The sequence below is a fragment of the Ralstonia sp. 25C genome (assembly GCF_051904805.1).
Classification (GTDB): domain Bacteria; phylum Pseudomonadota; class Gammaproteobacteria; order Burkholderiales; family Burkholderiaceae; genus Ralstonia.
This window is the reverse complement of record NZ_CP196737.1, coordinates 2,503,410-2,528,693: the sequence shown is the minus strand read 5'-3', so window position 1 is coordinate 2,528,693 and position 25,284 is coordinate 2,503,410. Positions and strand designations below refer to the sequence as shown.

Here is a 25,284-nt window from a genome sequence, read left to right as displayed (position 1 = left end):
ATTGACGAGGCTTACTCGCCCTCCGGCTCCATCTGCGATTGCAGGTAGTTCTGGATGCCAACCTTGTCGATCAGCTCCAACTGCGTTTCCAACCAGTCGATGTGCTCCTCGGTGTCGTCCAGGATGTCGACGAGGATTTCGCGGCTGACGTAGTCCTTGACCGATTCACAGTACGCGATGCCCTCGACCACCGTGCCGTGCGCGGCGCGCTCGAGCTTCAGGTCGCACTCGATGATTTCCTTCGTGTCCTGGCCGATGAAGATTTTGCCGAGGTCCTGCAGGTTGGGCAGACCGTCGAGCATCAGGATGCGCTCGATCAGGCGATCGGCGTGCTTCATCTCGCCGATCGACTCCTTGTATTCGTGGTCCCCAATGCGCTTGAGCCCCCAGTGGCCGTACATGCGCGCGTGGAGGAAGTACTGATTGATGGCCGTCAGCTCGTTCTTGAGCTGCGCGTTCAGATATTGGATGACCTTCTTATCGCCTTTCATGCTTGGGGCTCCAGCAAATTGCAACTGCAGTGATGGACGCACGCATGCGTCCGCTCAAGGAGAGCCCTGAGCCTGACCCAAGAAGCAACACATGCCGCCGAGGCTAAACGCCCGGGCGGCAGATCGCGGCGAAAACAGATCGGGGGAAAAACGGGGAGTCAGGCAGCCAACGCGCTGGCCGGGACGGCTTGGTCGTTGGCGACGGGCTCGTCGCGACGCTCGATTATGGCATGCGTACTTGCGCGGCCCAACACTTGGTCGACGGGGATGCAGCTCACGGCTTCGGCGAGCACCTGCTTGGCGCAGTCCCGGCATTGTCCACAGCACGTCCCCACGCCGAGCGTTTCGGCGAGTTCATCCATCGTCGACACGCCCAGACGGGCGGCGCCATGGATTTCGCGGTCGGTCACTTGGTTGCAGATGCAGACGTACACGGGGGTTCCTCCGCAGCACTCAAAACGCGCTGTGAAACCCAGAATAACAGAGAATAGTAATGAGAACAATTCTTGTTCGACCTCATTTTGCGGACAGGGACATGCGGGTGCACACCAGTCGTCTTTTCACGGAAAGACGTGCAATTTCAATCACTTAGATGGGTATTTTTGCCTGGAAAGGCGACGCGCCGGCGCAACGGCCGGCGCCTAAAAGACGGGCAGATCAGGCGCGAGCCAGCGCGCCGAGGGCATCCTGAATTTCGGTCGGTTCGCAGCTTTGCAGCAGGCGATCGACCTCGCGCATCAAGCGCGGGCGATCCGAGCGCAGGATCTCCTGCTTGACCCGCAGCAGTTGCGACGGATGCATCGAAAACTCGGTCAGCCCCATACCGAGCAGCAGGCGCGTCATGGTGGCATCGCCGGCCATTTCGCCGCACACCGACACCGGCTTGCCAGCCTGGTGCCCCTCGCGAATGGTGCGCGCGATCAACTGCAGCACCGCCGGGTGCAACGGGTCGTACAGATGCGCGACCGCGTTGTCAGCGCGGTCAATGGCCAACGTGTACTGGATCAGGTCGTTGGTGCCGATCGAGAGGAAATCCATCCGGCGCAGGAACACCGGCAGGATGAGCACCGCCGCCGGGATCTCGATCATGGCGCCAACCTTGATGGTCGGGTCATAGGCCACGCCCTCTTCATCGAGCGACGCCTTGGCGCGTTCAAGCAACTCCAGCGTCTGGTCGATCTCGCGGGCATGCGCGAGCATCGGCACGAGAATCTTCACTGGCCCGAACGCAGACGCCCGCAGCAGCGCGCGCAATTGCGTCAGGAACATCGCCGGTTCTGACAACGACCAGCGAATCGCGCGCAGGCCAAGGGCTGGATTCGGCGCCGTCTCGAACACATCGTCGCGGATGTCGAGCGGCTTGTCGGCGCCGATGTCGATCGTGCGGATGGTGACCGGCAGGCCCTTCATCGACTCGATCGCCGTGCGATACGCGAGGAACTGCTCTTCCTCATCCGGCAACGCGCCGCGCCGGCCCATGAACAGGAACTCGGAACGGAACAGGCCCACGCCAACGGCGCCCGCCTTGACGGCCGTGGCCGAGTCTTCCGGCATCTCGATGTTGGCCAGCAGATCGATCTGCGTGCCGTCGAGCGTGACGGTGGGCGTGTGTCGCAGGCGTTCGAGGCGCTTTTTCTGCAGTTCGCTTTCGCTGCGCCGGTGGCGGTATTCCTCGAGGATGGCGGTATTCGGATCAACGATCACGATGCCGTTGTCGCCATCAATGATGACGACGTCATCCTGGCGAATCAGCGTGCTCGCGTTGTGCACGCCCACGGCTGCCGGAATATCCAGACTGCGCGCCACGATGGCGGTATGCGACGTGCGCCCACCCAGATCGGTGACGAAGCCGGCGAAGGTCTGGCCGCGGAACTGCAGCATGTCGGCCGGCGCAATATCGTGTGCCACGACGATCATGCCGGCATCCGGGTCGCAGCCGACGGCTACCGGCGCGGGTGCCAGGGCCGGCGCGCCGGCCAGCACCTTGAGGATCCGTTCGACTACCTGCTCGATATCCGCCTTGCGTTCGCGCAGGTACTCGTCTTCGATTTCGCCAAACTGGCGGATCAATTCTTCAAGCTGCGTGGTGAGCGCCCACTCAGCGTTGTAGCGGCGCGTATGAATCAGCGTCTCGGGCACCTGTGAGAGCAGCGCGTCATCGAGGATCATCGCGTGCACATCGAGGAAGGCGCCCATCTCTTCCGGCGCATCGGCAGGCAGGTCCCCCTTGAGCGCGATCAGCTCCGCGCGCACGGTAGCGCGGGCACTGCGCAGGCGCTCGACTTCCGCATCAAGCTTGTCTTCGTCAACGAGGTAGTGCGACACATCGAGTGCCGCACGCGCCAGCATGTGGGCGCGGCCGATAGCAATGCCGCGCGAAACCGGGATGCCGTGCAGGGTGAAGGGCATAGAAAGCGCTGGCTGAGAACGGCGGTTGGACTGGGCTTATTCGCTGGGCTTACTCACCCTCGCCGAAGCGATCGTTGATGAGCGCGACCAGGCCGTCCATGGCGTCCTGCTCGTCGGGGCCCTCGATCTCCAGCGACACCGTCGTGCCGATACCGGCGGCCAGCATCATCACGCCCATGATGCTCTTGGCATCGACCTGGCGGCCGTTGCGCGACATCTTGATCTGACTGTCGAATTTGCTGGCGAGCTGCGTGAGTTTGGCGGAGGCGCGGGCATGCAGCCCGAGCTTATTGATGATGGTGATATCCCTCTGCAGCATATTTGTCCGGATGGTTGGCAACCTGATTCTGAACGGCTGTCGAGCCGACCTGCAGCACCCCTTGCGAGCCGCCGGCCAGGGCCTTGGCAGCAAGCTGATCCAGCTTTTCGGTGCGATAACAAATCGCGCGTACCAGCATCGGCAGGTTCACGCCGGCCAGCACACGCACGCGGCCCGGGTCGGCCAGGCGCGAAGCGATGTTGGCGGGCGTAGCGCCGAAGATGTCGGTGAGCACCAGCGCGCCGTTGCCCTCGATGAGCTCAGCAAGCTTGGCGCGCGCCTGGGCCAGCACGGCGGCCGGCTCGGCATCGGGCAGGACGTCGATCGCATCCAGCCGTTCAGGCTGGCCGCAATATACGTGTGCAGCGCAATCGCGCAGTGCGCTGGCCAGCGGCGCATGAGCGATGATCAGAATCCCTGCCATGATCGAAAAGCGAATCGGTGTGAATCCGATTGTATCAGGGCCATTTGCCGCAAACGTGCGCCGATGTGGCCGAACTCCCCCGAGCGGAGGACACCCGCTGGGAGGGGCCAGGCCAGGGTTCTAGGCCGGCTTGCGACCTAAAACGCTCGATTTACCGACCGCACGCTCCAGCGCATCAATGAACATCCCTGCGACATTAAAGCCAGTCTGCTGCGTGATTTCCTGGAAGCAGGTCGGGCTGGTGACGTTCACCTCGGTGAGGTAATCACCGATGACGTCCAGGCCGACGAGCAACAGACCGCGCTGCCACAGCACCGGTGCAAGTGCATGTGCAATCACCTGATCACGCTCCGACAGCGGCTGCGCGCGGCCCGTGCCGCCAGCCGCCAGATTTCCGCGCACCTCCCCAGCCATCGGCACGCGCGCCAGGGAATGCGGCACCGGCGAACCGCCGATCAGCAGGATGCGCTTATCGCCCTCGCGGATGGCCGGGATGTACTGCTGGGCCATGATCGTGCGCGCGCCGTTGTCGGTCAGTGTCTCGATCACGGCACCCAGGTTCATGCCGTCCGGGCCGACGCGGAAGATGCCCGTGCCCCCCATGCCGTCCAGCGGCTTGAAGATGACGTCGCCCTGCTCGGCATGAAAATCACGCAGGCGCTTGGCATCGCGCGACACGATCGTCGGCACGGTGAACTCGCGGAACTGGGCGATCGCCAGCTTCTCGGAGTGATCCCGAATCGCCTGGGGCTTGTTGAAGATGCGTGCGCCCTGCCGCTCGGCAATCTCTAGCAGCCACGTGCTGGTGACGTATTCCATGTCGAAGGGCGGATCCTTGCGCATCAGCACGGCGTCAAAGCCGGTGAGCGGCAGCAGGCGGGCGTCGCCGGCGCGGTACCACTCGTGTTCTTCGCCAGTCAGGGCGATGGGCGTGGCAACGGTTTCCACCACGTTGCCCGCCAACGTGAGTTGCGACTGCAGGCACGTGAAGATGGCGTAACCGCGTGCCGCCGCCTCGCGCATCATCGCGAAGGTCGAGTCCTTGTAGATCTTGAACGTCGACAGCGGATCGACGATGAACAGGATGCGCATGGCGGTTCCTTCTACCTTCTGCAGCGGGGTACGGCTGATCAGATCAGCGGGTTCGGGTCGGTCTTCTCGAGCTCAAGCGACGCGGCCAGCAGGGCCAGGCGCGCCACCACGCCGTACATGTAGAAGCGATTCGGCTCGCCGGCGCCCGGCTTGGCGTGGCTGTCCGGCAGCGAGTTCGACGCAAACGGCAGCGGCACGAAATGCATGCCCGGCGCATTCAGATTCTCGTCCACGCCGCGGCCCGTGTGAACCCGGTAAAAACCGCCAACCACGTAGCGGTCGATCATATAGACGACGGGTTCGGCTACGGCCTCGTTAATCTTCTCGAAGGTGTGCACGCCTTCCTGCACGATCACCTCGGAGACCTCCAGGCCTTCCTTCACCACGCTCATCTTGTTGCGCTCTTTCCGGTTGAGGCCCTTGACCTCGGAAGGATCGCGCACGGTCATCACGCCCATGCCATAGGTGCCAGCGTCGGCCTTGACCACCACGTACGGGGTCTCGGTCACGCCGTATTCCTTGTACTTCTTGGCGGTCTTCTTGAGCACCGTTTCGACCGCGTGGGCGAGTTCTTCCTCGCCAGCGCGCTCGTGGAAGTCCAGCCCGCTGCACTTGGTGAAGTACGGGTTGACCATCCACGGGTCAATGTCGATCAGCTTGGCGAACTTCTTGGCCACCTCGTCGTAGGCGGCAAAGTGGTTCGTCTTGCGACGCTGCGACCAGCCCGCGTGCAGCGGCGGCAGCAGGTATTGCTCGTTGATGTTCTCGAGGATGGGCGGCACGCCGGCCGACAAATCGTTGTTCAGCAGGATCGAGCACGGGTCGAAATCTTCCATGCCGAGGCGGCGACCCTTGGTGCCGATGCGCTTGAGCGGCTCGACCACGAGGCGCTGGCCATCGGGCAGGTCAATCGGCGTCGGCTCGGTGATGTCGTCCGACAGCGAACCCAGACGCACATTCAGGCCAGCTTGGCGCATGATCTGCGACAGGCGCGCCACGTTCTGCAAGTAGAACATGTTGCGCGTGTGGCGCTCGGGGATCAGCAGGAGGTTCTTGGCATCCGGGCAGATCTTTTCGATGGCGGCCATGGCGGCCTGCACGGCCAGCGGCAGCATCTCGGGCGCCAGATTGTTGAAGCCGCCGGGGAAGAGGTTCGTGTCGACCGGCGCCAGCTTGAAGCCGGCGTTGCGCAAATCGACGGAACAATAGAACGGCGGCGTATGTTCCTGCCACTCGAGGCGGAACCAGCGTTCGATGGCGGGCGTGGCGTCAAGAATCTTCTGCTCGAGCTCGAGCAGCGGCCCGTTCAGCGCGGTGATCAAGTGCGGAACCATACCCTTCCTATTGATGTTATTTATCGCCTACTCAGATTGTAGAGGAATAGGCAATAGCTTGCAGACAGCGTGCCAACGATGGCGGGCTATCGATATGCGGTCGTTAGACGGTTTCGCAAGGGCGGAAGGGGGAATGCGTGCGGCATTGCACAAAACCACACACAAAAAACGCGGACAAAAAAAAGCGCGGGGCTGCCGCGCTTGGGGAATAGCCTGACAGATACGGGGAGCGTTCTGCAGGTGGAGGAAACCACGTCTGCAATGTAAGCGTCCGCATAACGAGAGGCAATTGAAGGTTTTTTACATCGGACTTAAGGACATCGGGTTGGGGCGAGCCGCAACAAAAAACCCGGCACGCGGCCGGGTCTTTTGCAGAGTGACGCTGACGGTCAGTCTTCGTAAGCAGTTTCGCCGTGGGACGTGATGTCCAGACCTTCGCGTTCCTCTTCTTCCGGCACGCGCAGGCCAACGACCGCATCGACGATCTTGTACGAGATGAACGCCACCACGCCCGACCAGATGATCGTGGTCAGCACGCCCTGGAGCTGGATCCACAGCTGGCCGCCGATCGAGTAGCCATCGGCCACCTTGTTGGCGACATAGTCGTAGATGCCGGTGCCGCCCAGGCTCGGCGAGGCGAACACGCCGGTCAGCAGCGCGCCGAGGATACCGCCCACGCCGTGCACGCCGAACACGTCGAGCGTGTCGTCCATGCCCAGCATGCGCTTGAGGCCATTCACGCCCCACAGGCACAGCAGGCCGGCGAGGATGCCCAGCGCGATCGAACCCATCGGGCCGACGAAACCGGCTGCCGGGGTGATGGCCACCAGGCCAGCCACGGCACCCGATGCTGCACCCAGCATCGACGGCTTGCTCTTGCCGACCCACTCGCCGAAGCTCCACGACAGCACGGCAGCGGCGGTGGCCAGCAGCGTGTTGACGAAGGCCAGTGCGGCGGAGCCGTTGGCTTCCAGGGCCGAACCGGCGTTGAAGCCGAACCAGCCGAACCACAGCAGCGAGGCACCGACCATCGTCAGCGTCAGGCTGTGCGGCTTGAGGGCTTCACGGCCAAAGCCGATGCGCTTGCCGAACAGGAAGGCGCCCACCAGACCAGCAACGGCAGCGTTGATGTGCACCACGGTACCGCCGGCAAAGTCCAGCGCGCCCTTCTGGAACAGCCAACCCGACTTGGACGTCATCACCTCAGCCGCCTTGGCGTCAGTAAAGCCGTCCGGACCCGGCCAGAACCAGACCATGTGGGCGATCGGCAGGTAGCTGAAGGTGAACCACAGCACCACGAACAGCAGCACGGCCGAGAACTTTGCACGCTCGGCGAAGGCGCCGATGATCAGCGCGCAGGTGATCGCGGCAAACGCGCCCTGGAAGGCGAAGTACGCAAACTCCGGCACCACCACGCCCTTGCTGAAGGTGGCGGCCACCGAATCCGGCGTCAGGCCCTTCAGGAATAGGCGATCGAGCCCGCCGAAGAACGCATTGCCCTCGGTGAACGCGAAGCTGTAGCCGTAGATGGCCCACAGGATGATGATGAGCGAGAAGATGCCCGTGCACTGCATCAGCACCGACAGCATGTTCTTCTTGCGCACCAGGCCGCCGTAGAACAGCGCGAGGCCCGGCAGCGTCATCAGAATGACGAAGGCGGTGGAGACCAGCAGCCATGCCGTATCGCCCTTATTGGGGACGGGGGCTGCAGCGGCCGGGGCCGAGGCGGCAGCCGGCGCAGCAGCAGCGGCTGCTGCCGGGGCGGCGGCAGCGTCGGATGCCGGAGCTGCCGCAGCGGGGGCAGCAGCGGGCGCCGAAGCTTCCGCGGCCGGCTTGTCCTGTGCGACGGCGGGTGCCGACATCAAGGCGCCAGTTCCGGCCAGCACCGCAACAACGGCCCCTGCGGTCAGGAATCGTGTGAACCAGGTTTTCATGTTTTGACCTCTTCCTTGGCAGATTGGGGCTTATAGAGCGTCGCCGCCGGTCTCGCCGGTGCGGATGCGGATGACTTGTTCAATGTCGGCCACGAAGATCTTGCCGTCGCCGATCTTGCCGGTACGCGCAGACTTTTCGATGGCTTCGACGGCGCGCTCGAGCACGTCGTCGGGCACGGCCACTTCGATCTTCACTTTAGGCAGGAAGTCGACGATGTACTCGGCGCCGCGATACAGCTCGGTATGACCCTTCTGGCGCCCAAAACCCTTGACTTCCGTAACAGTGATGCCCGACACGCCGACCTCGGACAACGCCTCGCGGACCTCGTCGAGCTTGAACGGTTTGATGACAGCCATGATGAGTTTCATGCTGGATTCCTCCTCGATTGACGGCGCCCGACAATGCAATGGGCGCCGCTTCGCCTCGTTAGCTGGTTAGAAAGTCTTGGTGACCGACAGCAGCGCCGTCGCCTTGCCCATGTAGTTGTTGCGCGTGTTGGTGTAGAAGGCGCGCGAAGCATTGGTGTCGATGTACGCCAGCGATGCCGTCCAGCCGCTGCCGAAGTCCTTCGTCACGCCGACCTTCCAGTCGGCATACGAGGCACGCACGGTCTGGTGCGGCACTTGCTGATAGCCGACGTGCAGGTTCAGCGTCAGGCCCCAGAAGCCGGTGTCGAAGTTGCCCGACAGGTCGAAGTACTGGCTGTGGTGCGAATCGGGCGTGCCGAACAGGTTCGAGAACGCGTGCGAGTACTTGAACGTGACCGGGCCGTAGCCGATCTGGGCGTAGCCCTCGGTGGTGTGCGGGCGCGTGAAGTCGCTTGGGTAGCTGCCCGGGTAGTAGTACTGCAGCACGCCCACGTCGATGGGCACGTCCTTGATGATTTCCGTCTTGTAGCCGCCGTAAAAGTCCATCTCGATCGGCGCGGAGACGTTCGAGTTCGAATCGCTCAGCCAGCTGATCGACGAGTTCCAGTTGCCGACGTAGAAGCCTTCCGGCAACACGCCGCCCGGAATGGCGTAGTCAACGCCGCCCTGGATGGCCGGCTTGTTGTTCGTCTGCATGATGCCGCGATAGCGGTACTGGCTGGCCAGCGTGACGTTGGCGGTGAGCGCAGGCGCCGGAGCCGGCGCAGCGGCCGGTGCATCGGCAGCAGGCGCGGTCTGGGCGACAGCGGATTGACTCACACCGGCAACGGTACCGGTCAACAGCAGCATCGTGGCTGCGTACGCAAACTTCTTCATAACGGCTCCCCCCTTTAGAAGACCTGCAGAACGTGAAAGAAAAGTCGCATCGGTTCTGCAACTGTCATGCCATGTTGCGGCGACAGAATTGGAGGGCTTCCTCGGCTTGGGGGCCACGATTCCGTGGTGGCGCATCACTCCGGAAATTGGGGACGGATCGACTGACACGGCCTTTGCGTCCCGCAATGGGTTGCAACAGGCGGGGCTGCCGATGGTCCAGGCGTGCCGCCCTCGCGCGATAAAAACCATGTGATAGAGTGAATTCAGCACCGTGCCACAGGGTGTAGACAGCCGGTTCGCCGCATCAGGGCTTGATCTGTCCCCGTTTGATTGACGACGGCGATGCCGCATCGCAGCGAGAATTGCCGCATTTTGTGCCGTTGCAAGCGCTCAGCCGGTACCATCCCGCCCTGCGGCACCGAAACCACGCGCCCGGCGTTATGCCGCGCACCATGGCACAGCAGATTTCGCGCACAGACTCGGTGCATGCACCGGCTTGGCGCACCCCGTAAGACCCACGGAGCATTCCCATGAAACCCACCGATCTCTTTTCCGACTTTCAGAACCGCGTGTCCGAAGCGCTGCGCAACTCCCCAGCTGCCGACATCGAAAAGAACGTCCGCGCGATGATGACGCAGGGCTTTTCCAAGCTCGACCTGGTCACGCGTGAGGAATTCGATGTGCAGTCGCAAGTGCTGGCCCGCACGCGCGCACGGCTGGAAGACCTGGAAACGCGCGTGGCCGCGCTGGAAGCCCAACTCAAGTCTGCCGCCCCGGCCGACCAGTAACGGTAACCTTGCCGCCCGGTGTTGCGCCGGGTGCGCATCCGCGCTGCGCTCTGTGCTGGCCGCCGCACCCCTGCTGCGGCGCACAGCGAAAAGATCAATTCGCCGCCTTGTTGCGGTTGGCGAACTGATCTAGAACTCCCTTATAGCCTGTCGACCCTGTTGAACGATAAGGCGCACGCTTGAGGAGAGAGATCATGCAGCATCGCCTCTACTTTCTATTGCCGGACGTAGCCAGCGCCCGGCGCGTGATGAATGACCTGCTGCTGGCGCGCATCACCGAGCGCCACATCCACTTCGTCGCCCGCGAAGGCGCCGACCTTACCGGCCTGCACGAGGCCAACCTGCTGCAAACCTCCGACATCGTCCACGCCACCCAGAACGGGCTGGTGATTGGCGGCGGCGCGGGTGTGCTGGCGGGTGTGGTGGCGGCGCTGTTCCCGATCATTGGCGAAGGACCGCAGTGGGGCATGGTCGGCATCACGACCGTTGTCGGCGCGCTATTTGGCGCGTGGGCCTCGAGCATGATCGGCAGCTCCGTGCCGAACAGCCGTCTCAAACCGTTCAAGCAGGCGGTGGAGGATGGGCAGATCTTGTTGATGGTGGACGTGCCGCGCTCGCGCATGGCTGAAGTGCGTGCGCTGCTGCAGAAGACGCATCCCGAAGGCCGCTTCAGCGGCGAAGATACGGCGATGCCCGCATTCCCCTAATCGATCTGCCGACACCGAAACCGGAGCCGCGCGCTCCGGTTTTTTTTAAGACTCAGACAGCGCGTCAAATTTGAATGCGAGCGGAGTAGGCAGCGCGGCGTGGCTGGCACAGTGGCGGGTTCCTCATCCGTTGCCCACTGACCGGCCATGCTCCCATGCACCGTCCGCCTCCCTGCCCGTCACGTCAATCGGAGGGCGGCGCGATGAGCCTGGCCGTTCTGCGTTCACGGGCGCTGTCGGGCATCGATGCGCCGGCCGTATCGGTGGAGGTGCATCTGGCGAATGGCCTGCCGTCGTTCACCATCGTCGGCCTGCCCGACACGGAGGTGAAGGAAAGCAAGGACCGCGTGCGTGCGGCCATCCAGAACAGCCACTTTGAGTTTCCCGCGCGGCGCATCACCGTCAACCTGGCGCCGGCCGATCTGCCCAAGGAATCGGGCCGTTTCGACTTGCCGATCGCGCTGGGCATTCTTGCTGCCAGCCGGCAGATCCCGCACACGCAACTGGATGCGCACGAGTTTGCGGGCGAACTGTCGCTGTCCGGTGACTTGCGGCCGATTCGCGGCGCGCTGGCGATGGCGTATGCGCTGTCGCGCAACCCGGCGCCTACGGATGGCGAAGCGCCGCTCGCCCGCGCCTTCGTCCTGCCCGCCGAGAATGCGGCTGAAGCCGCGCTGGTCAGCGGCACCAAGGTCCTGCCTGCGCGCACGCTCATCGAGGTGTGCGATCACCTGAGTGCGCCGGACCGCAAACTCTCGCCCGTGCGGCCGGCTCCGGTCGATACCGAGATCCGCTATCCAGACCTGGCCGACGTACGCGGCCAGCCGCAGGCACGGCGCGCGCTGGAGGTGGCGGCCGCCGGCGGCCATTCCATGCTGATGATCGGTCCGCCCGGCACCGGCAAATCGATGCTCGCCCAGCGCTTTCCCGGTCTGCTCCCGGAGATGAGCGACGACGAAGCGCTCTCTGCCGCGGCTGTCATGAGCCTGACCACGCGCGGCTTCGATGCGAAACGCTGGAAGGTGCGGCCGTTCCGCGCGCCGCATCACACCGCCTCTGCGGTGGCGATGGTCGGTGGCGGCAACACGCCGCGGCCGGGTGAGATTTCGCTCGCGCACCAAGGGGTCCTGTTCCTGGATGAGCTCCCCGAGTTCGAACGCCGCGTGCTCGAAGTCCTGCGCGAGCCACTAGAGACCGGCCATATCACCATCTCGCGCGCCGCCCATCAGACGGACTTCCCCGCCAGCTTCCAACTCATCGCGGCAATGAACCCGTGCCCATGCGGCTATCGCGGCCACCCGTTGCGCGCGTGCCGCTGCACGCCGGATCAGGTGGAGCGCTACCAATCGCGCATTTCCGGCCCGCTGCTCGATCGCATCGATGTGCAGATCGAGGTGCCCACGCCATCGCAGGAAGAGTTGCTCGATGGGCCGCCCGGCGAACCGACACTCAACGTGGCCGAGCGCGTATCCGCCGCGCATGCACGGCAACTCGCGCGCCAAGGCAAACGCAACGCGCTGCTGGCCGGCCACGAGATCGACCTGTACTGCGCACGCACCGATGCGGCCGACGGTCTGCTGCGCCATGCGATGACGCGCTTTTCATGGTCTGCCCGTGCCTACGCCCGGGTGCTCAAGCTCGCCCGCACGATCGCAGACCTGGCCGGTGATGCGCAGATCGACGCGGTGCATGTGGGCGAGGCGATTCAGTATCGGCGTGGGGTGAAGGCGGATTGAAAAAGATCATGCTGACACTCTGCGTCTTTGCCATGGCGTCCATGGCTCAGGGCAAAGACCGTTGTACTAAAGGCTCAGAGTTCGAGCCTCCGCTCTGTCCGCTCGACCTACCGAAGATTCAGCAACTATCAATCACGGAGAACGGCGCGACCTCACCCGCAGAACCCGAGAGCACTGCAACGTGTTCGCGCTTCAGGCTGACGGAAGCACAGGTGCGACGCTACTTTCGCCGGGGCGCGAAGCGCAAATCGGTCTGACGTGCACTACACGCTGGACTGGTCGCCGTGCTCAGCCAGCGGAACGCTTGTTTTCCAGAATGGAAAGGCCGCGCACTGGTCAATCACACAATCACGAACTGGCTCTTTGACGATGGATTACGGTCAGGAAATCACGCTGTATTGCCCCACCTGCCACTTCAAGCCGTTCCAGTAACCCTCGATGGGTGAAGCGGCAGGCCTCTCATGCTTGCCGCTTCACAAAGAACAACGCCGCACCGATGCTCATCAGCATGCCGCCGAAGAACCGGCTCTGCCAGCGCAGTGCGCGCGGATTGCGGAACAGGCGTTGTGCGCGCGAGGCGAGCAGCGCGTAACCGTGCATCACGATCAGGTCCACACACACCATCGTCACCGCCAAGACGGCCAACTGCGAAAGCAGCGGCTTGGCCGGATCGATGAATTGCGGCAGCACCGCCACCATGAAGAGGATGCCCTTCGGGTTCGTCAGGTTGGTCAGCAGCCCGACCAGGAAGCGACGGCGCGCCCCGCTGCCCGACACCTTGACCGCCTCACCCTCCGCCGGCTTACTGATCTGAATCGGCGTGCGCCACTGCACGATGCCCAGGTAAATCAGATACAGCGCGCCGACGATCTTGATGGCAGTAAAGGCATGCTCGGACGCAATCAGCAGCGCGCCCAGCCCGGCACCGGCAATGAACAGGACCACCACAATGCCCAGCTCCAGCCCGGCAATCGTGACGGAGGTGCGGCGCACGCCGTGCGTGAGGCCGTGGCTCATGCAGAGGATGGCGCCCGACCCCGGCGAGATGGCGATAACCCAGGCGGCCAGAAAGAAGGCCAGCCAGACTTGCAACGTCATGATGGTGTCTCCGTGGTGAGATGAGTTGAGGCAAAGCGGAAGACGACGATTGTGCACTGGCTGCCGTCAAGGCGCTTGGGCAACCCGTTGAGCGTCGGCCAACCCGCCGAAGTCTGGGCCCGCAACGCTGACATAGACCGGCGCGCTAAGGGACCGGCGTGATGTATCGCGTCGGCAGCCACGGAGTCAACGGCGTCAAAGTTCAGCACCGTGCCTGACAGAATCCTCAACGGCCCGCGGATTCATCATCGCTGGGATATGGGCGACGAGTGCGTCGATGGCAACCCGGGTCTTGCAACGCAAATGGCGCACCTGCGGCCACACTGCATGGATTTCCTGAGAGCAGACACGGTAGCTCTCCAAGACGGGAACCAATTCTCCGCTTTGTACATATCTGGCCAGCAGCCAACTCGGTAGCCAAGCCAGACCGTAGCCGTCGACGGCGGCGGCTGCGATGGCCTGAACGTCATCCATACTGATCTGTGCCCGTATGCCCAGTCGCTGGATTTGGTCGCCGGCAGCCTGCGCACACCACGGCGCGAGGACACCTGTGCGAGACGGTGCTATCCCAGCGTGCCCATCCAGTTCTTCCAGACTGCTTGGTGTGCCGTTTTGCGATAGATAGGCGGGAGACGCGCCGATGCTGACGTGCTGCGTGCTCAAGTATCGGGCCGCCAGCGTGCCGCTGTCGCGCAGCGTACCGATCCGGACGGCAAGGTCAAAGCCTTCTTCGATCAAGTCCACATACCGATCACTGAACGACAGATCCACGTGCAGTTGCGGATAGCGACGCGTCAGTCCAAGCAGGATCGGCGCGACGCATCGATGCCCGAAGGCCTCGGGCACGCTCACCCGCAGTCGGCCACTGGGCTCCACGCGGCCGTTGTCCAGGTCGGCTTCCGCTGCGTCCAATTCCGTCAGCGCGCGCACGCAGCGCTCGTAGTATCCCTGCCCCTCTGCGGTCAGGACCTGCTTGCGTGTGTTGCGCTGGAGTAGTCGGACACCGAGCCGCGCCTCCAAACGGGCAATGGTCTTGCCGACTGCCGAGCGCGTTAGACCAAGCCGCTGCGCAGCGAGCGCAAATCCGCCGGCTTCGACGACCTGCACGAACGTTGCCACCCCATCCAGTTTGTCTTGCATGACCACCTCAATTGGTTCTGCTAGCGACCACTATATGGGAGTTTTTTACGCCAATACGGGAATTTCATTCCTCCTAGACTGTGCTGCGGTGTAGCAGGCCAGACACCGTCCCTAAACCCCGGAGTCAAACAACCATGCAGGTGCATGACATCGAGCAGCCGCCCCGGCCGCAGACAGACCCTCTCTTTGCCGAACGAAACACGGTGGCGCTACTGGCTGTGTGCCTAGCCGCGCTGATGTTCGGATTGGAAATTTCCAGCGTGCCGGTGATCCTGCCCACGTTGGAGGTGGCGCTGCACGGCGATTTCAGCGGCATCCAGTGGATCATGAATGCCTACACCATCGCCTGCACCGCGGTCTTGATGGCCACAGGAACGCTGGCGGACCGCTACGGCCGCAAGCGCGTCTTCCTCTACACAATCGCAACGTTTGGCGTGGCCTCGCTGCTGTGCGGCCTGGCGTGGAATACGCCCGTCCTGATCGCCAGCCGTTTCTTGCAGGGCGCGAGCGGCGGCGCGATGCTCATTTGTCTCGTGGCGATACTCTCGCACCAGTTTCCCGAGGGCGCCGAGCGCGGCAGGGCGTTCGGCATCTGGGGCATCGTCTTCGGTATCGGGCTCGGGTTCGGACCGCTGATCGGGGGCCTGATCGTCGCCATGTCGAGTTGGAAGTGGGTCTTCTGGGTGCATGTCTTCATCGCAGCCTTGACGCTCGGCCTGGCTATCGTGGGTGTGCGCGAATCGCGTGACCCGCATGCAAGGCGCTTGGATTTGGCCGGCATCGCCACCCTCTCCCTTGCGGTGCTCGGCCTGGCTTACTTTGTGACGCAAGGCGCCGACATGGGATTCGGCAGCGCTTCCGCCCTGAGCGTCATCGCTGCGAGTGCCGCCAGCTTCGTGCTGTTCCTCGTCGTGGAAACGCGTGCTGCGCATCCGATGTTCGACTTCTCGGTATTCCGGGTGCGTAATTTCTCGGGGGCGTTGCTGGGCTCGGTGGGCATGAACTTCAGCTTCTGGCCGTTCATCATTTACCTGCCGATTTACTTCCAGAGCGCACTGGGGCAAGGTGCGGCGGCCGCAGGCGTGTCGCTGCTGGCCTATACCTTGCCCACGCTGGTGTTCCCACCCATCGGCGAGCGGCTGGCGCTACGCTACCGGCCCGGCATCGTCATTCCGGCCGGCTTGTTCACCATCGGGCTCGGGTTCTTTTTGATGCTCATCGGCAGCAGCATCGATCCGGCGAGTTGGTTGACCGTACTGCCAGGCTGCCTGCTGGCTGGCGCGGGCTTGGGCATCACCAATACGCCTGTGACCAACAGCACCACGGGCTCGGTATCGCGCGAACGCGCCGGTATGGCGTCCGGCATCGACATGAGTGCCCGCATGATCTCCCTGGCCATCAACATTGCCTTAATGGGATTTCTGCTGGTGCAAGGGGTGTTACACCATCTACAAATCGCGCTGGCCAAATCGGCCGACGAAGCATCCTGGCGCGCGCTGGCCAATCGTATTGCGTCCGGAAATTTGCATGCCGCTAACGCCGATGCGTGGATCCCTGTGTCACCGGAGACGCTGGAGACGATCGGCCGCGCGGCGCTGGTGCATGGCTTCGGCTGGATCATGCTCTATAGCGGCATCGCTGCCTGGGTGCTCGCCGCTGCCAGCTTCCTGATCTTCTCCGGCAGAAAAACGCAGCGATGACCGGCCGCCACGCGGCGTCCCGCCAGGGCCACCGTGGTTGCCAGCGGCGGCACCTTCGGGCTAGCCGCCTCTGACTGCGATGTGCCGGCGGTGCCCGCAATCACTTCTACGGCGCAATGTCAGAGCCCGTGCTCGTCGCTGATATTCCTTAGGCCCTGCCTGGTGGCGTTCACGAACAGCGTCCCCGCTACGCGCTTTCGCCATCGACACAGCCGCCCTCGACCTTGGCCAGCGCATTCAGCAGCCCCGCACGCAACGCCGTCAGCGCCTGGCTCTTTTCTTCCACTTCGGCGAGCTTCGCTGCGAGACACGCCACTTTTTGCGCAACAGGAAACGTCGGACTGTCCCAGACATGGATGACGTCGTTGATTTCCGCGAGCGTGAACCCCAGCGCCTTCGCGTGAACGATCAGCCGAATCCGCTCCAACGAGACCTCGGAATAGCGCTTGTACGTATTGGTCGCGTGCGGCTGCGCTGCCTTGTCGAGCAGCCCCATGCGCTCGTAGTAACGCACGGTATCTCGCGAAACGCCCGCCCGCTTGCTCAGTTCGCCGATGCGCATGCTGCCTCTACCGAATGTTGTGGACCGTCATTAGGGCTTGACCGTGGTCTTTAGTCAACGGTTTACAGTCCGCCCCACTTTCCACTTCATTAGCAGGCCATGAAGCATTCCTTCGATTTTCGCGGAAAAACAGCACTCATCACGGGGGCATCGTCGGGTATCGGGCTGGAGTTCGCCCATGCGCTCGCCAAGCGTGGCGCAAAACTTCTGCTTGTCGCACGCTCGCGCGACAAGCTGCGCGACCTGACCGCCAAATTGCGACACGACTACGCCTGCGACGCAGACTTCCTGACGGTTGACCTGAGCGCACCGGACGCCGTCCCGACGTTGGCAGACCACCTGAAGGCGACCGGCACGGTGGTCGATGTCCTGATCAACAACGCGGGCTTTGCGGCTTATGGGCGCTTCGAAACGATTCCGTGGACGCGCCAACGCGATGAAGTGCTGGTGAACTGCATGGCTGCGGTCGAGCTGACACAGCTTCTGCTGCCGGGAATGCAGGCACGATCCGGTGGCGCCATCATCAATGTCGCGTCAACAGCCGCATTCCAGCCCCTTCCTTATATGGCGATCTACGGCGCAACCAAGGCCTTTCTGCTGTCATTTTCAGAAGCCGTTTGGGCTGAGAACCGGCATCGCGGCATTCGGGTCCTCGCACTGTGTCCCGGCGCAACGCAAACCGGCTTTTTTGATGTCGTTGGCGCCGAGGAAGCGGCGGTCGGCAAACCGATGCCTGTCGCCCGCGTGGTGCAGGACGCGTTGTGGGCGCTCGATCGCAACCGGAGCTATCGGATTGTCGGCACGCAAAATCGGCTGCTTGCCAATTTGCAACGGCTATTGACCCGCGAGATGTCGGCACGCTTGGTGGAGAAAATCCTTCGGCCGAGAAACGCTGGGATGCCGGTTGCAGGAGACGCCAACGCGTAGGGGTGGCCGGCATCAACCAAGGTGGTCGTCGATCAAGGTTGAGCGCCGCGGATCGGCTTCAGTGGATAACTCGCCAGCACCACCGAGGTCGTGACCGATCCGAATCTGGCCAGCGCATCGATTGCCACTTCGAGTTGTGTCATCTCTTCCACCACCATGCGGACGATGAAGCAGTCTTCGCCGGTGATCCGATGCGCCTCGACGATTTCAGGCATCGCCTCGAAGGCACTGAGGCACGCCTTGATCTGAGCATGGGTGGTGCGGATCCGCACGATCGCTGCGATACCGCGCCCCACGAGACTCGGATTGATCCGCGCCCCATAGCCCTCGATGATGCCTTGCTCTTCCAGTCTTTTGATCCGTGCGGCGACCGCTGGTTGTGACAACCCAATCTGCTTTCCCAACTCGGTATTCGTGATGCGCGCATGCGTTTGCAGCACCTCAAGAATGCGCCAGTCGAGTCGGTCCAGCTCGACGCCCTTTTGTTTCATTCGTTGATGCCCCTCAATTCCGTGCATTCGAAGCCGGTCGGCGTTCAATTCAATGGTTCAGCCATTCTGACAGAGCGCCTCGGCCTTTAAGCTGGAGGCTCATTCAAGGAGGTGAAATCCAACATGAGTCAACGCGTTCTGATCGTGCCCGGTTACGGCAATTCAGGGGCAACACACTGGCAAAGCATCTGGGAGGCCGCGAAGCCTGGACACTGGCGCCGCATGAAGATCGAGTACTGGGATCACGTCGTCTGCGATGAATGGGTCGCGGCAATTGATCGCGAAGTGACGGCGCTCGGCCCTGACACGATCATCGTTGCGCACAGTCTTGGGTGCCTCGCGGTTGCGCATTGGGCCACGCGTCGCGCGGTCACCGTTCGCGGGGCGCTCCTCGTCGCCGTTCCGGATCCATCGGCAGCCGCCTTTCCCAGCGCCTTTTGCGTCGGGTTCTCACCCGTGCCTTCAGCAAGATTGCCATTTCGCAGTACCGTGGTTGCCAGCAGCGACGATCCTTACGCGGCGATCAGTTATGCGAAGTCCTGTGCCAATGCTTGGGGCAGCGAATTCCTCGATGTCGGAGCACGCGGACATCTGAATGCCGCGAGCCAACTGGGTGACTGGGCCGAGGGATACCAGCTCCTGCAGCGTTTTGATGCGAGCACACTCGCCTGACAGGCCGCTGTGAATAGGCCCTAGTAGGGGTGGAAACTGGTGAGGAACTGGTCGACCTGCTCTTGCTGGCGCCCATCGCGCGCGGCCTCCCCCGATTCGAGCACGACGGCCTGATAGGCGTGTTTGCCTGTGGCAACGACGCGGGCGGTCAGGCGGCGCGGCGTGGGGTCGTTGCCGCCGGCACCCTGCGCGATCAACTCCACGGCCGGTACCGATCGCGGCGGCTGCGCGGCAGTTTTCACGGCGATGTCCTTGGCGAGCACCTGCCCTTTCAGATTGGCGGACAAGCCCGTACGCAACGCCGCTACGGCTTGCTCGCGCCAGACTGGGTCGTCGGCGGGCAATTCCACCACGCCGATGGCGAACAGCGTGCCGTCGATGCTGGCGGCCTGCATGGTCATTGGCAGGCGCTGCCCGTTGACGGTGATGGGGCGAGCATCGGCGGTGGGCTTGGCGGGGTAGTCCACGGCGTACGCACCTTCGTTGGACTGGACGGTGCGCCAGTCGTACTTGGGCGAACAGGCCATCAACAGCGCACATACCGCCGCGCCCACGCCCCACTGCCAGCCGCCTGCTTTTGCCATGCGTGCCACCTCGTCTCCTGGATTGTTCTGCCGGTTTCGCGCCGCCTATTATCGAGCAGAGCCCCCGCGAGACCGCGAGATCCACAAGGACTGCGCCATGCCGAGCCCGAGCCTCCTCCTGCGTGCCCTGCGCGCCGACATCACCACCTTGGACTGCGATGCCATCGTCAATGCCGCCAACAACTCGCTGCTGGGCGGCGGCGGCGTGGACGGCGCCATCCATCGCGCCGCAGGGCCCGCTCTGCTGGAAGCATGCCGCGCGCTCAACGGCTGCCGCACCGGCGAGGCCAAGCTCACACCGGGCTTTCGATTGCCGGCGCGCTACGTTATCCATACCGTCGGGCCCATCTGGCGCGGGGGCCGACAGGACGAAGCGACCCTCCTGGCCGCCTGCTACCGCAATAGCCTGGAACTTGCCCGGCAGCACGACCTGCGCACCCTCGCCTTTCCGTGCATCAGCACCGGCGTCTACGGTTTTCCGGCGCATCTGGCCACGCCGATCGCGCTGCGCACGGTCCGTGAATACGGCGCGGGCTTTGACGAGATCACCTTCTGCTGCTTTTCCTCCGCCGACCTGACGCTCTACGAAGCCGCGCTCGCCGGCCAAAAGTGATGCATGCATCGCAATAGACAGAATGTCGCAGTCGACCGGCGACCTCGTGCGGGCGGGCCTACAATAGACGTTTATTGACCCCTCCAGACCGCGTTGCCGCCATGGCCTCGACCCTGACCCCTTCCGCTGCCGCCACGCCCGCCCAATCCAGCGGCCGCCGCTGGCTGTTGCCCGTGATCGTGCTGGTGCTGGCCGTGGCAGGCTGGTTCGGCTGGCGCGCGTTCTCGCCATCGCAGCAGGTGCCCGCGGCCACCTTCACGCTGCTCGATGGGCAGAAGCTGTCCACGCAAGACCTGAAGGGCAAGGTCTACCTCGTTAATTTCTGGGCGACGAGTTGCACTACCTGCATCAAGGAAATGCCCAACATGGTCCAGACGTACAACAAGTACAAGGGCGAGGGCCTGGAGTACGTGGCCGTGGCGATGAGCTACGACGCGCCGATGTACGTGATGAACTTCAGCCAGACGCGCCAGTTGCCCTTCAAGGTGGCGATGGACGCCGACGGCTCCGCCGCCAAGGCCTTCGGCGACGTGCAACTCACGCCCACCACCTTCCTGGTCGACCGCGACGGACGCATCCTCAAGCGCTACGTCGGCGAGCCGGAATGGTCGTCGTTCGATGCGCTGCTCAAGCAGACGCTGGGCAAGCAGGCCTGAGCTGCCCGCTCCCACCCACGCGAAACGCCCGGTCGATGCCGGGCGTTTTTGTGTCCGGACGATGCGCGTTCCACACTAGATTCACGCGGGCCTGCTGCAATGGTGGCCCGTCAATCCGTGAACCGATGGAGCACGCGCATGGCCAATACCTACTGCATGTTCAAGGGCAAGCTGAAGTTCGGCGTGCCGTACCTTGAGGGCTACAACGGCAACCCGCATTACGCGATCGTGGCAGAGGCGCCAGATGGCTTGGAGTTCGTGGTGCTGGCCAACGTGAAGTCCGACTCGACGATGCCCGGCGCGGGCGAGGCCGGCTACCACGTGCTGTATCAATGGACGACCGATTTCAACCTCCCGATGACGACGGACCTGGCGGCGCTGGCACCGGGCCTGTATCAGGATGGCTTTCCGCGTCTGGACTATGTGCGCGACGCCGGGCTGGTCGATTTCCCGAACATGCAACCGATCGCGCTTGACACCGAGACCGAGCACAACGACATCAATGCGCTCGTCGACGACATGCTGACGCTGGATCGCTCCGCCGCGCCGATCGACTACGTCTATCACGGCAGCTCCGGCGACGACGACCGCAAAGGCTGGCCGCCGCGCACCGACGTGACCGTCTACGGCTTCGGCTTTTTGTTCGAGCCGCAACAGAACGGCCTGCATGAGACGCACATGAACCAGGGCAACCCGGTCGTGCATGCCCATGGGGTGAAGGACCATTCGCGCGAGAACGGCACGCAGCAGGACGGCGCCGTCATCGTAGAAATCGACGGGAAGTTTCAGGCGCTGTTGATCGCGTTTCAGACGCAGCGGATTCCGACGGATGACCGTGGGTATCCGGTGGCGAACGCACACCCGATCCTGGGTTGAGCATCAACGACAAACGCCCGGTCGATGCCGGGCGTTTTTGTTGGTGAGCCGCGCGCGCTACGTCAGAGGCCGTAGCGCTTGATCTTGTCGTACAGCGTTGCACGGCCGACTTGCAGGATATCCGCCGCCTGGTGCACCGAGCCGCCCGTGCGCGCGAGCGTTTCGGCAATCACCGTGCGCTCGTAGCGTTCGACACGCTCCTTGAGCGGCATGCCGTCTTCGCCTGCGTCCGGCACGACCGGCGTGCGGCCAACGCCCAGTACCAGGCGGTCCGCCGCGTTGCGCAGCTCGCGCACATTGCCGGGCCAGTTCGATTGCATCAGCTCGTGGCGCTGACGCTCGGCCAGCATCGGCAGCGGGCGCTGGTAGCGCACGGCAGCTTCGAGCAGGAAGTGCTCGAACAGCGGGATGATGTCTTCACGGCGCTCGCGCAGCGGCGGCAGGTCGATGGCGACCACGTTCAGGCGGTAGTACAAATCGCGCCGGAAACCGCCCGCGTCGATCAGCGCTTCCATGTCGCCCTTGGCGGCGGCAACGATGCGCACGTCGATGCGTACCGATGCGTTGGAGCCCAGGCGCTCCAGCGCGCCCTCCTGCAGCACGCGCAGCAGCTTCACCTGCAGTGCGATCGGCATGCTCTCGATCTCGTCGAGGAAGAGCGTGCCGCCCGAAGCGTGCTCCAGCTTGCCGATGCGCCGCTTGCCCGCGCCCGTGAAGGCGCCGGCCTCGTGGCCGAACATCTCGCTCTCGAAAATCGCCTCGGGCACCGCGCCGCAATTCAGCGCAATGAATGGCTTGTCATGACGCGGCGACAGCATGTGCAGACTGCGTGCGACCAGCTCCTTGCCCGTGCCGGTCTCGCCGTTGATGAGCACAGGCGCATCGGTGGTCGCCACGTTTTCGATCAACGCACGCACTGCGCCCATCGCCGGAGAACGCCCGATGATGCGTGTGCCTGCAGCCGGCCCGGCCAGCTCGCGGCGCAGCGCGCGGTTTTCCAACTCCAGCGCGCGACGTTCCACGGCGCGGCGTACCGTTTCGGTCAAACGCTCGGCGGGGAACGGCTTTTCGATGAAGTCGAACGCGCCTTCGCGCATCGCCTGCACGGCCATGGTGATGTCGCCGTGGCCGGTCACGAGCACCACGGGAATCCCTGTGCCGAACGACTGGCAATGCGTGAGCACATCCAGGCCGCTCGCGCCCGGCAGCCGCAAGTCGCTCACCACCACGCCAGGGAAGTTAGCGTCGATCTTGCCGACGGCCTCTTCGGCGCTGCCGAACGCCAGCACGTTGAAGCCCGCCAGCTCCAGGCTCTGCGCGGTGGCCTGGCGCACAGGCGGGTCGTCTTCGATAAAGAGAACGGTCAAGCCTTCGGACATGGGTGGTCTACGTAGAAAGGAATCAGATGGATGCCGTGGAGGTGACTTCGGCGCGTACCAGTGTCAGCGTAAATTGCGCCCCGCCGCCCGGCACGTTCGCGGCCGACAGCGCCCCGCCAAAGTCGCGCGCGATGCTGGTGGAGATCGCCAGCCCGAGGCCCAGCCCCTGGCCGATCTCCTTGGTGGTGAAGAACGGCTCGAACAGGTGCGGCATGGCGTCGGGCGGAATGCCGGGGCCGTTGTCGCGCACCGTAATGTTCAACTGGGATGCAGCGCCTTCTGCGGGGCCGATGTCGATGTCGATGCGCCCCTCGCGGGCCGGTTCATTGGCGTTAAGGGCATCGAGCGCATTGCCAACCAGGTTGATCAGTACCTGCTCCAGCTTCAGCTCATCCGCGCGCACGACGGCTTCGGCTTCGGGGATGCGCCAGTGCAACTCGAGTTGCATGTCGCCGAGGCGCGGGCGCAGCAACGCCAGCGTGTGATCCAGCGCCACGCGCACCTGCACGTCGCTGTGCTTGCGACGCGAGCGACCCGCAAACAGCTTGAGCTGCGCGGTGATCTTGCCCATGCGCTCGGTCAGGTCGGCAATGGCTTGCAGGTTGTCGGTGGCGGCGCCGTGCTGGCCGCGCTCCAGCAGGATGCGCGTGTTATCGGAGAACGTGCGCAGCGCAGCCAGCGGCTGGTTCAGCTCGTGCGTGATGCCGGCGGCCATCTGCCCCAGCGCGGCGAGCTTGCTGGCCTGCACGAGTTCGTCCTGCGTGGCGCGCAGTTCGGCTTCAGCGCGCGTGCGATCGACGATCTCATGCTGGAGCTGCTCGTTCGTTGCCATCAGATCGGCCGTGCGGTCTTCAACGCGACGTTCGAGCTGGTCATAGGCGGCTTCGAGCAAGCGTCGGCTGCGCAGCATTTCCATCAAGCGCAGGCGGCGCTGGCGCCAATAGAAGAGCAGCAAGCACGCAAACGCAAAGGCAAACGCGGCCGCCACGGTGGCGCTGCGCGCGGCGCTCATCACCGGGTCCACGGGCGTGAGGTACATCAGCGTCCAATCGGGTTCTACCAGATCGCGCGACACCTGCAGATAGCGGGTGGCATTCGCCCGTTCGCCAATGCGGATGAGTTCGGCGCCCTCCGGCAAGCGCCCCGTCAGGCGCAGAAAGCCCGGTGCCTCGGGCTGCAACGGTAGCGGCTTGATCTCTTTGCGGTAGTACTGGCGCGTTGCTTCGAATTGCGCTTGCAGCTTCGGCGTGAGCGGCTCAACGGTGTGGTACTGCCACGCCGGCACAGACGACAGGAAGATCACGCCATTCTCATCGGCCACCATCACGGGCTCGGAGGCATCGTGACTGGCGCGGCCAAACCATTCGAGGTTCAACTTGACCACCGTCACGCCGATCACGCGGCCGTCCTGGATGACGGGCTGCGAGATGTAATAGCCCGGCTCTTCACGCGTGATGCCGATACCGTAGAAGCGCCCGACATGGCCGGCCGCCGCCTGCTGAAAGTACGGCCGGAACCGATATTCCGCGCCGACAAAGCTATCAGGCTGGTTGTAGTTGGACGCTGCCTGCGCCAAGCCGCTCGGGGCGATCACATAGGTGGCGGTCGCGTGCGCGCGGTCGTTGACCTCACGCAGGTAGCGGTTGGCGCGCTCGACATTGGCGGGCGTCGGATTGGCCAGCAGATCGTGGATAAACGGATGCAGCGCCACCAGCGCCGGCAGGTATTCGTACCGGTCGAGCGTGCTTTTGAGGTTGGCGGCGTAGCGGTCGACCCGGCCGCCGGCGGCCTGCTGCGCTTGCGCGAGGCCGCGGTTCCATGTCACTACGAAGGTGGCGGTGCACACCAGCGTCATCAGCGCCACGAGCCCCGCCGCAACCAGCCACCAGAACCCGCGCCGCGAGCCGGAAGCACTGGTAAAGGAGAAATCGGGATCGGACATCGGCGGGGCTTGGGCGGCGGAGTGTGTCGCCGTCCCTTCCACTGCCGCGTTGGCCGTCGTGCGCGTCACGAGGCGCTCCAAATAAGAAGCGGGGCCGTCTGGAAGGACAGGCCCCGCAATCATACGCTGTCAACCGGTGGCCGCCCGCAGGCGCCTACCCAGTCT

Annotated in this window: 26 protein-coding genes; 9 read left to right on the top strand and 17 right to left on the bottom strand. The window is 63.8% G+C overall.

The genetic code is table 11. The annotated features are described in order from the left end of the window. Nucleotides 1-11 precede the first annotated feature (11 nt). From bfr to ACS7SF_RS11800, 10 genes are all read right to left on the bottom strand, one after another. Nucleotides 12-491 (bottom strand): bacterioferritin, encoded by a 480-nt coding sequence (bfr, locus tag ACS7SF_RS11845; protein ID WP_004637092.1) that lies wholly within the window; start codon nucleotides 489-491, stop codon nucleotides 12-14. A gap of 158 nt (nucleotides 492-649) precedes the next feature. Beyond that, the gene (locus tag ACS7SF_RS11840; protein ID WP_439889968.1) at nucleotides 650-925 is read right to left on the bottom strand and encodes a (2Fe-2S)-binding protein; all 276 of its coding nucleotides are present in this window, start codon (nucleotides 923-925) and stop codon (nucleotides 650-652) included. 223 nt (nucleotides 926-1,148) lie between these two features. Further along, entirely contained in the window at nucleotides 1,149-2,900 is a 1,752-nt protein-coding gene (gene ptsP, locus ACS7SF_RS11835) for a phosphoenolpyruvate--protein phosphotransferase (RefSeq protein WP_439889967.1), read from the bottom strand. A gap of 49 nt (nucleotides 2,901-2,949) precedes the next feature. Further along, the gene (locus tag ACS7SF_RS11830) at nucleotides 2,950-3,219 is read right to left on the bottom strand and encodes an HPr family phosphocarrier protein (RefSeq protein ID WP_426396726.1); all 270 of its coding nucleotides are present in this window, start codon (nucleotides 3,217-3,219) and stop codon (nucleotides 2,950-2,952) included. After that, nucleotides 3,188-3,643 carry a PTS sugar transporter subunit IIA gene (locus tag ACS7SF_RS11825; protein WP_426396724.1) on the bottom strand — a complete coding sequence of 152 codons (456 nt, stop codon included), beginning with the start codon at nucleotides 3,641-3,643 and terminating at the stop codon, nucleotides 3,188-3,190. The genes ACS7SF_RS11830 and ACS7SF_RS11825 overlap by 32 nt, the downstream gene beginning before the upstream one ends. A 120-nt stretch (nucleotides 3,644-3,763) precedes the next feature. Then, complete coding sequence (gene gshB, locus ACS7SF_RS11820; protein ID WP_426396723.1) at nucleotides 3,764-4,735, bottom strand: glutathione synthase; 972 nt, start codon at nucleotides 4,733-4,735, stop codon at nucleotides 3,764-3,766. Between the two features lie 38 nt (nucleotides 4,736-4,773). Next, nucleotides 4,774-6,069 (bottom strand): glutamate--cysteine ligase, encoded by a 1,296-nt coding sequence (gene gshA / locus ACS7SF_RS11815; protein WP_426396721.1) that lies wholly within the window; start codon nucleotides 6,067-6,069, stop codon nucleotides 4,774-4,776. A gap of 389 nt (nucleotides 6,070-6,458) precedes the next feature. Then, nucleotides 6,459-8,003: an ammonium transporter gene (locus ACS7SF_RS11810; RefSeq protein WP_439889966.1), complete on the bottom strand. Its 1,545-nt coding sequence runs from the start codon at nucleotides 8,001-8,003 to the stop codon at nucleotides 6,459-6,461. A gap of 30 nt (nucleotides 8,004-8,033) precedes the next feature. After that, on the bottom strand, nucleotides 8,034-8,372 hold the full coding sequence (locus ACS7SF_RS11805; RefSeq protein WP_426396718.1) for a P-II family nitrogen regulator: 339 nt from the start codon (nucleotides 8,370-8,372) through the stop codon (nucleotides 8,034-8,036). Nucleotides 8,373-8,438: 66 nt separating this feature from the next. Continuing rightward, nucleotides 8,439-9,248 carry a TorF family putative porin gene (locus ACS7SF_RS11800; protein WP_439889965.1) on the bottom strand — a complete coding sequence of 270 codons (810 nt, stop codon included), beginning with the start codon at nucleotides 9,246-9,248 and terminating at the stop codon, nucleotides 8,439-8,441. A 530-nt stretch (nucleotides 9,249-9,778) separates the two neighbouring features. Between ACS7SF_RS11800 and ACS7SF_RS11795 the strand changes: the two genes are divergently transcribed. The 3 genes from ACS7SF_RS11795 (at nucleotide 9,779) to ACS7SF_RS11785 (ending at nucleotide 12,479) form a co-directional block, all read left to right on the top strand. Next, nucleotides 9,779-10,036 carry an accessory factor UbiK family protein gene (locus ACS7SF_RS11795; protein ID WP_439889964.1) on the top strand — a complete coding sequence of 86 codons (258 nt, stop codon included), beginning with the start codon at nucleotides 9,779-9,781 and terminating at the stop codon, nucleotides 10,034-10,036. A gap of 194 nt (nucleotides 10,037-10,230) precedes the next feature. After that, entirely contained in the window at nucleotides 10,231-10,743 is a 513-nt protein-coding gene (locus ACS7SF_RS11790; protein ID WP_426396712.1) for a DUF1269 domain-containing protein, read from the top strand. 203 nt (nucleotides 10,744-10,946) lie between these two features. Next, complete coding sequence (locus tag ACS7SF_RS11785; protein WP_439889963.1) at nucleotides 10,947-12,479, top strand: YifB family Mg chelatase-like AAA ATPase; 1,533 nt, start codon at nucleotides 10,947-10,949, stop codon at nucleotides 12,477-12,479. A 459-nt stretch (nucleotides 12,480-12,938) separates the two neighbouring features. Here ACS7SF_RS11785 and ACS7SF_RS11780 read toward each other — a convergent pair whose 3' ends face one another. Beyond that, on the bottom strand, nucleotides 12,939-13,577 hold the full coding sequence (locus ACS7SF_RS11780; RefSeq protein ID WP_439889962.1) for a LysE family transporter: 639 nt from the start codon (nucleotides 13,575-13,577) through the stop codon (nucleotides 12,939-12,941). A 195-nt stretch (nucleotides 13,578-13,772) separates the two neighbouring features. Next, nucleotides 13,773-14,717 (bottom strand): LysR family transcriptional regulator, encoded by a 945-nt coding sequence (locus tag ACS7SF_RS11775; RefSeq protein WP_439889961.1) that lies wholly within the window; start codon nucleotides 14,715-14,717, stop codon nucleotides 13,773-13,775. 134 nt (nucleotides 14,718-14,851) lie between these two features. Between ACS7SF_RS11775 and ACS7SF_RS11770 the strand changes: the two genes are divergently transcribed. After that, nucleotides 14,852-16,417, top strand: a complete 1,566-nt coding sequence (locus ACS7SF_RS11770) for an MFS transporter (protein WP_439889960.1) — start codon at nucleotides 14,852-14,854, stop codon at nucleotides 16,415-16,417. 187 nt (nucleotides 16,418-16,604) lie between these two features. Here ACS7SF_RS11770 and ACS7SF_RS11765 read toward each other — a convergent pair whose 3' ends face one another. Then, nucleotides 16,605-16,979 (bottom strand): heavy metal-responsive transcriptional regulator, encoded by a 375-nt coding sequence (locus ACS7SF_RS11765; protein ID WP_439889959.1) that lies wholly within the window; start codon nucleotides 16,977-16,979, stop codon nucleotides 16,605-16,607. 99 nt (nucleotides 16,980-17,078) lie between these two features. Between ACS7SF_RS11765 and ACS7SF_RS11760 the strand changes: the two genes are divergently transcribed. After that, complete coding sequence (locus tag ACS7SF_RS11760; protein WP_439889958.1) at nucleotides 17,079-17,906, top strand: SDR family NAD(P)-dependent oxidoreductase; 828 nt, start codon at nucleotides 17,079-17,081, stop codon at nucleotides 17,904-17,906. Nucleotides 17,907-17,938: 32 nt separating this feature from the next. Here ACS7SF_RS11760 and ACS7SF_RS11755 read toward each other — a convergent pair whose 3' ends face one another. Then, nucleotides 17,939-18,397, bottom strand: a complete 459-nt coding sequence (locus ACS7SF_RS11755) for an Lrp/AsnC family transcriptional regulator (RefSeq protein WP_439889957.1) — start codon at nucleotides 18,395-18,397, stop codon at nucleotides 17,939-17,941. Nucleotides 18,398-18,520: 123 nt separating this feature from the next. Here ACS7SF_RS11755 and ACS7SF_RS11750 point away from each other — a divergent pair, with 123 nt between their 5' ends. Continuing rightward, nucleotides 18,521-19,069, top strand: coding sequence for an RBBP9/YdeN family alpha/beta hydrolase (locus ACS7SF_RS11750; RefSeq protein WP_439889956.1), 549 nt, complete (start codon nucleotides 18,521-18,523; stop codon nucleotides 19,067-19,069). A gap of 20 nt (nucleotides 19,070-19,089) precedes the next feature. Here the strand turns inward: ACS7SF_RS11750 and ACS7SF_RS11745 are convergent, their stop codons facing one another. Then, nucleotides 19,090-19,653: a hypothetical protein gene (locus ACS7SF_RS11745; RefSeq protein WP_439889955.1), complete on the bottom strand. Its 564-nt coding sequence runs from the start codon at nucleotides 19,651-19,653 to the stop codon at nucleotides 19,090-19,092. Between the two features lie 97 nt (nucleotides 19,654-19,750). Between ACS7SF_RS11745 and ACS7SF_RS11740 the strand changes: the two genes are divergently transcribed. The 3 genes from ACS7SF_RS11740 to ACS7SF_RS11730 all read left to right on the top strand — a co-directional run bounded on the left by ACS7SF_RS11740 (nucleotide 19,751) and on the right by ACS7SF_RS11730 (nucleotide 21,798). Continuing rightward, on the top strand, nucleotides 19,751-20,266 hold the full coding sequence (locus ACS7SF_RS11740) for an O-acetyl-ADP-ribose deacetylase (protein ID WP_439889954.1): 516 nt from the start codon (nucleotides 19,751-19,753) through the stop codon (nucleotides 20,264-20,266). A gap of 101 nt (nucleotides 20,267-20,367) precedes the next feature. Beyond that, on the top strand, nucleotides 20,368-20,922 hold the full coding sequence (locus ACS7SF_RS11735; protein WP_439889953.1) for a TlpA disulfide reductase family protein: 555 nt from the start codon (nucleotides 20,368-20,370) through the stop codon (nucleotides 20,920-20,922). Between the two features lie 138 nt (nucleotides 20,923-21,060). Next, a complete protein-coding gene (locus tag ACS7SF_RS11730; protein WP_439889952.1) occupies nucleotides 21,061-21,798 on the top strand; it encodes a DUF2278 family protein in 738 nt (245 codons plus the stop codon). A 62-nt stretch (nucleotides 21,799-21,860) separates the two neighbouring features. On the opposite strand, the gene ACS7SF_RS11725 is transcribed toward ACS7SF_RS11730, so the two are convergent. After that, nucleotides 21,861-23,177, bottom strand: coding sequence for a sigma-54-dependent transcriptional regulator (locus ACS7SF_RS11725; protein ID WP_439889951.1), 1,317 nt, complete (start codon nucleotides 23,175-23,177; stop codon nucleotides 21,861-21,863). Nucleotides 23,178-23,199: 22 nt separating this feature from the next. Continuing rightward, nucleotides 23,200-25,242: a sensor histidine kinase gene (locus ACS7SF_RS11720; RefSeq protein WP_439889950.1), complete on the bottom strand. Its 2,043-nt coding sequence runs from the start codon at nucleotides 25,240-25,242 to the stop codon at nucleotides 23,200-23,202. Nucleotides 25,243-25,284: the final 42 nt, after the last annotated feature.

Excerpts from the sequence above, each read along its gene's own strand:
- ACS7SF_RS11825 (WP_426396724.1), bottom strand. The coding sequence starts at position 3,643 with ATGGCAGGGATTCTGATCATCGCTCATGCGCCGCTGGCCAGCGCACTG.
- ACS7SF_RS11810 (WP_439889966.1), bottom strand. The coding sequence starts at position 8,003 with ATGAAAACCTGGTTCACACGATTCCTGACCGCAGGGGCCGTTGTTGCG.
- ACS7SF_RS11800 (WP_439889965.1), bottom strand. The coding sequence starts at position 9,248 with ATGAAGAAGTTTGCGTACGCAGCCACGATGCTGCTGTTGACCGGTACC.
- ACS7SF_RS11760 (WP_439889958.1), top strand. The coding sequence starts at position 17,079 with ATGAAGCATTCCTTCGATTTTCGCGGAAAAACAGCACTCATCACGGGG.
- ACS7SF_RS11795 (WP_439889964.1), top strand. The coding sequence starts at position 9,779 with ATGAAACCCACCGATCTCTTTTCCGACTTTCAGAACCGCGTGTCCGAA.
- ACS7SF_RS11785 (WP_439889963.1), top strand. The coding sequence starts at position 10,947 with ATGAGCCTGGCCGTTCTGCGTTCACGGGCGCTGTCGGGCATCGATGCG.
- gshB (WP_426396723.1), bottom strand. The coding sequence starts at position 4,735 with ATGCGCATCCTGTTCATCGTCGATCCGCTGTCGACGTTCAAGATCTAC.
- ptsP (WP_439889967.1), bottom strand. The coding sequence starts at position 2,900 with ATGCCCTTCACCCTGCACGGCATCCCGGTTTCGCGCGGCATTGCTATC.
- ACS7SF_RS11805 (WP_426396718.1), bottom strand. The coding sequence starts at position 8,372 with ATGAAACTCATCATGGCTGTCATCAAACCGTTCAAGCTCGACGAGGTC.
- bfr (WP_004637092.1), bottom strand. The coding sequence starts at position 491 with ATGAAAGGCGATAAGAAGGTCATCCAATATCTGAACGCGCAGCTCAAG.
- ACS7SF_RS11765 (WP_439889959.1), bottom strand. The coding sequence starts at position 16,979 with ATGCGCATCGGCGAACTGAGCAAGCGGGCGGGCGTTTCGCGAGATACC.
- ACS7SF_RS11740 (WP_439889954.1), top strand. The coding sequence starts at position 19,751 with ATGCCGAGCCCGAGCCTCCTCCTGCGTGCCCTGCGCGCCGACATCACC.
- ACS7SF_RS11790 (WP_426396712.1), top strand. The coding sequence starts at position 10,231 with ATGCAGCATCGCCTCTACTTTCTATTGCCGGACGTAGCCAGCGCCCGG.
- ACS7SF_RS11735 (WP_439889953.1), top strand. The coding sequence starts at position 20,368 with ATGGCCTCGACCCTGACCCCTTCCGCTGCCGCCACGCCCGCCCAATCC.
- ACS7SF_RS11730 (WP_439889952.1), top strand. The coding sequence starts at position 21,061 with ATGGCCAATACCTACTGCATGTTCAAGGGCAAGCTGAAGTTCGGCGTG.
- ACS7SF_RS11725 (WP_439889951.1), bottom strand. The coding sequence starts at position 23,177 with ATGTCCGAAGGCTTGACCGTTCTCTTTATCGAAGACGACCCGCCTGTG.
- ACS7SF_RS11755 (WP_439889957.1), bottom strand. The coding sequence starts at position 18,397 with ATGAAACAAAAGGGCGTCGAGCTGGACCGACTCGACTGGCGCATTCTT.
- ACS7SF_RS11775 (WP_439889961.1), bottom strand. The coding sequence starts at position 14,717 with ATGCAAGACAAACTGGATGGGGTGGCAACGTTCGTGCAGGTCGTCGAA.
- gshA (WP_426396721.1), bottom strand. The coding sequence starts at position 6,069 with ATGGTTCCGCACTTGATCACCGCGCTGAACGGGCCGCTGCTCGAGCTC.
- ACS7SF_RS11780 (WP_439889962.1), bottom strand. The coding sequence starts at position 13,577 with ATGACGTTGCAAGTCTGGCTGGCCTTCTTTCTGGCCGCCTGGGTTATC.
- ACS7SF_RS11770 (WP_439889960.1), top strand. The coding sequence starts at position 14,852 with ATGCAGGTGCATGACATCGAGCAGCCGCCCCGGCCGCAGACAGACCCT.
- ACS7SF_RS11750 (WP_439889956.1), top strand. The coding sequence starts at position 18,521 with ATGAGTCAACGCGTTCTGATCGTGCCCGGTTACGGCAATTCAGGGGCA.
- ACS7SF_RS11830 (WP_426396726.1), bottom strand. The coding sequence starts at position 3,219 with ATGCTGCAGAGGGATATCACCATCATCAATAAGCTCGGGCTGCATGCC.
- ACS7SF_RS11745 (WP_439889955.1), bottom strand. The coding sequence starts at position 19,653 with ATGGCAAAAGCAGGCGGCTGGCAGTGGGGCGTGGGCGCGGCGGTATGT.
- ACS7SF_RS11720 (WP_439889950.1), bottom strand. The coding sequence starts at position 25,242 with ATGATTGCGGGGCCTGTCCTTCCAGACGGCCCCGCTTCTTATTTGGAG.